2 protein-coding genes and 2 pseudogenes are annotated in these 2,617 nt (G+C 69.2%); 2 read left to right on the top strand and 2 right to left on the bottom strand.

The features are described 5' to 3' along the window. A pseudogene (locus tag FNQ90_RS19230) lies at positions 1–540 on the bottom strand (hypothetical protein); the annotation flags it as partial. 578 nt (positions 541–1,118) lie between these two features. On the opposite strand from FNQ90_RS19230, the gene FNQ90_RS19225 reads away from it, so the two are divergent. After that, a complete protein-coding gene (locus FNQ90_RS19225; RefSeq protein WP_182607512.1) occupies positions 1,119–1,361 on the top strand; it encodes a hypothetical protein in 243 nt (80 codons plus the stop codon). A gap of 179 nt (positions 1,362–1,540) precedes the next feature. Beyond that, positions 1,541–1,732, top strand: coding sequence for a hypothetical protein (locus FNQ90_RS19220; protein ID WP_182607511.1), 192 nt, complete (start codon positions 1,541–1,543; stop codon positions 1,730–1,732). Positions 1,733–1,915: 183 nt separating this feature from the next. On the opposite strand, the pseudogene FNQ90_RS19215 reads toward FNQ90_RS19220, so the two are convergent. Next, positions 1,916–2,617 (bottom strand): annotated as a pseudogene (locus FNQ90_RS19215) (hypothetical protein); the annotation flags it as partial.

Genomic DNA, 2,617 nt, shown 5'->3' with positions numbered 1-2,617 from the left:
GAGCCGGGGCAGGGAGTCGGGGAGCCCCGGGGCCCGGACGGAGGGCGTCACCAGGAGGATCAGGAAGGTGTCGGTCTCCACCGCCCGGCGCCGGTACTCGGCCAGGCCCCGGCAGAAGTCCTCGGGCAACTCCTCCTCGCGGCCGAGGTCCAGCACGAAGCCGTGCCCGGGCCGGTGGGGCAGTCGGCCGACACGCGGACGCTCCCAGTCGGCGACCAGCTCCCGGATTCGCTCGTGCGGCAGACCGACGTCGTGCAGGACCCGCAGGGCGGTGGTGCGACGGCCGGTGCCCGGCCGACCGACGAGGACGAGGACGTGCCCCCGGCCGCCGGGGCGTCTCAGGCAGGCGACGGCGTGGGACATCCATCCGGTCTCCGCGCCGGTGGTCCGTTCATGGACGTAGGCGTGTTGAACGACCGCGAACTCGTCGGCGGGAACGGCGACATCGGTCAGCCGCTCCCACACCCACCCGTGGTGGTGTTCGGTGTGGTGAAGCGGCTCGGCGCGGTGGCCGTCGCCGCCCACCTGCGTGGTGTCCACGGTCGTTTCCTCCCGATACGGGCAGACGTGCGGGCCACATGTTCCCGTCCGGGAATTCCTTTACGCCACTCCGCGGGCAAACCTGTCTCATTCGCACGTCGGAAGACCGAAACGCCGATGACGGAATTCAAGGGCAATGACTAATCTCGTACATTCATTCGCGGGAAGGGTGTCCCCTCCCGGGAGCGGCGGGGTCGACGAGTGCTCACTCGACCGCACCCCTCGGTCCGGGGCGGTCGACACGGACCGCCCCGGAGCTCCGGCGGAGGGCCCCTGACGGCCACCCACCCACCGACGCGCCTCCCTCACCGCTCTCACCGTTCATCACCCTCATACCCCGGAGGGCATGGACTCGAAGGAGACCCACCCGAAACCATAATCACACATATATCTTTTTGCATGAACAACGGTGATCTCCGGATTCCCCGATCACCCGCCCGAGCATCACCCGAACCTCTTCGCTCCTTGGTGCACACCCACACAGCGGGATCAAAAAATGTACGGTTCTCGCCCTTTACAGGAGACCGACCCCCCACCACCCTGGTCACCCGACCGGGAAGTTGACACAGGGAGGAAGCATGGCGTTGAGGTTCATCGGCATCGACCCCGACACGAACGGGGGAAACTGTCCCTCCGTATGGATCGACGAGGAGACGGGTGACCTGCTCTTACAGGGTTGGGAGGTCACGGACCACGATACGCTGGCGGAGGTGGGGGCACGGAGTCCGATTGCGCAGCACGAGAAGATCGTGCGTCTACCGGCCCGAATGCGAGCGATCATCCAGGAGGCGTGTGATGACGGAGCGGCCGACCTTCGATGAACTTTTCGCCTCATGTCACGATTCCGTCGCGCATTTGGAAACAGGAGATATTCACACCCTCGACCATTCGGGCCGGAAGGCGGCTGCGGGTCGTGGGTGAACGGGCGGCGAGCAGGCCGCACCTCACCCCGGGAGAACCGGCCGATGAGGTGGCCCGTGAACAACGGGAAGTGGATACGGTGGCCTCCACCCGGGACGGGTTGAGCGACACCCGGGGCGTCTTCTCCCGGCCCCATCGGGCCCTGTCGGAGGAGGACCGTCGGGCCTTCCGCCTCTTCTCCCTCCACTCGGGCCCGGACATCGGGGTCCAGGCGCTCGCCGCCCTGCTCGGCGAGCCCTTTCCGAGCACCGGGCACGGTTGCGGAGACTGACGGAGGCACACCTCGTGCAAGAGGTGCGCGCCCACCGGTACCGCATGCACGACCTGATGCGGATCCACGCCCTGGAACGGGCCGAAGAGGAGGAGCCGTGTTGTTCGCCCCACCACGGTAGAGGAAGGGGAGGTCTTCCGGAGTCGGCGGATGACGACAGGGCGTGGTGGTCCGTCCCCGACGTCACCGGCTCCGGGAGGTGGGGAGGTCGGTGCGGTCGAGGGTCCGCGAGGAGGGAAAGCGGTCGGTCCCGACCGGGGTGCCGGTGGTGGCGTCCACCACCGCGTGGATCATCTCGTCCCCGACGCTCATGAGCAGCAGCCAGTGTGCCCGCCACTCGTCGCCGTCCGGGGCGTCCCGGGGACGTTCGGCCACCAGGGAGGCATCGGCTGTGTCGGCGTCCTCCACCCGCAGCGACAGGTGTTCCTCCAGCACTTCCCACGCCTCGATCTCGGTGAGGTGAACAGCCGGCGGGTCGGGGATCGTCGTGCGGTCCAGCCACAGTGCGGTGAGGGTTCCGCCCGGTTCGATCCGGACGTCCAGGCGGGTGGGGAGCAGCAGGCCGTCCCCGGTCCGGTGGCGCCACCGAACCAGCCATCCGTGCCCGGCGTCCGCGCCGACGGGGTCGGCCGAGGGAACGGCGCCGCGCACGAGGTCGGGGTGGAAGCGGTCGGCGTAGGCGACGGCGATGGCCATCGCCTCGCCGGCCGTGCTCACCGGCCCCTCGGCGCCCGGGACGGGGAAGCCCCGGGGGGCCTGCGGGCTGTCGGGAGTCCCGGGGTCCTCGGGGTCGGAGGGGTTCAGGAGGACTGTCAGACGGTCGCGGTCGGGCCAGCTAAGGTCGGCCAGACCCGTCCCGAAACGGGCCGTGACCAGTCCCCTCCC

Origin of the sequence: Streptomyces alkaliphilus, assembly GCF_014141535.1 — a bacterium.
Classification (GTDB): Bacteria; Actinomycetota; Actinomycetes; order Streptomycetales; family Streptomycetaceae; genus Streptomyces; species Streptomyces alkaliphilus.
This window is presented reverse-complemented; position numbering and strand designations above follow the sequence as displayed.

Excerpts from the sequence above, each read along its gene's own strand:
- FNQ90_RS19225 (WP_182607512.1), top strand. The coding sequence starts at position 1,119 with ATGGCGTTGAGGTTCATCGGCATCGACCCCGACACGAACGGGGGAAAC.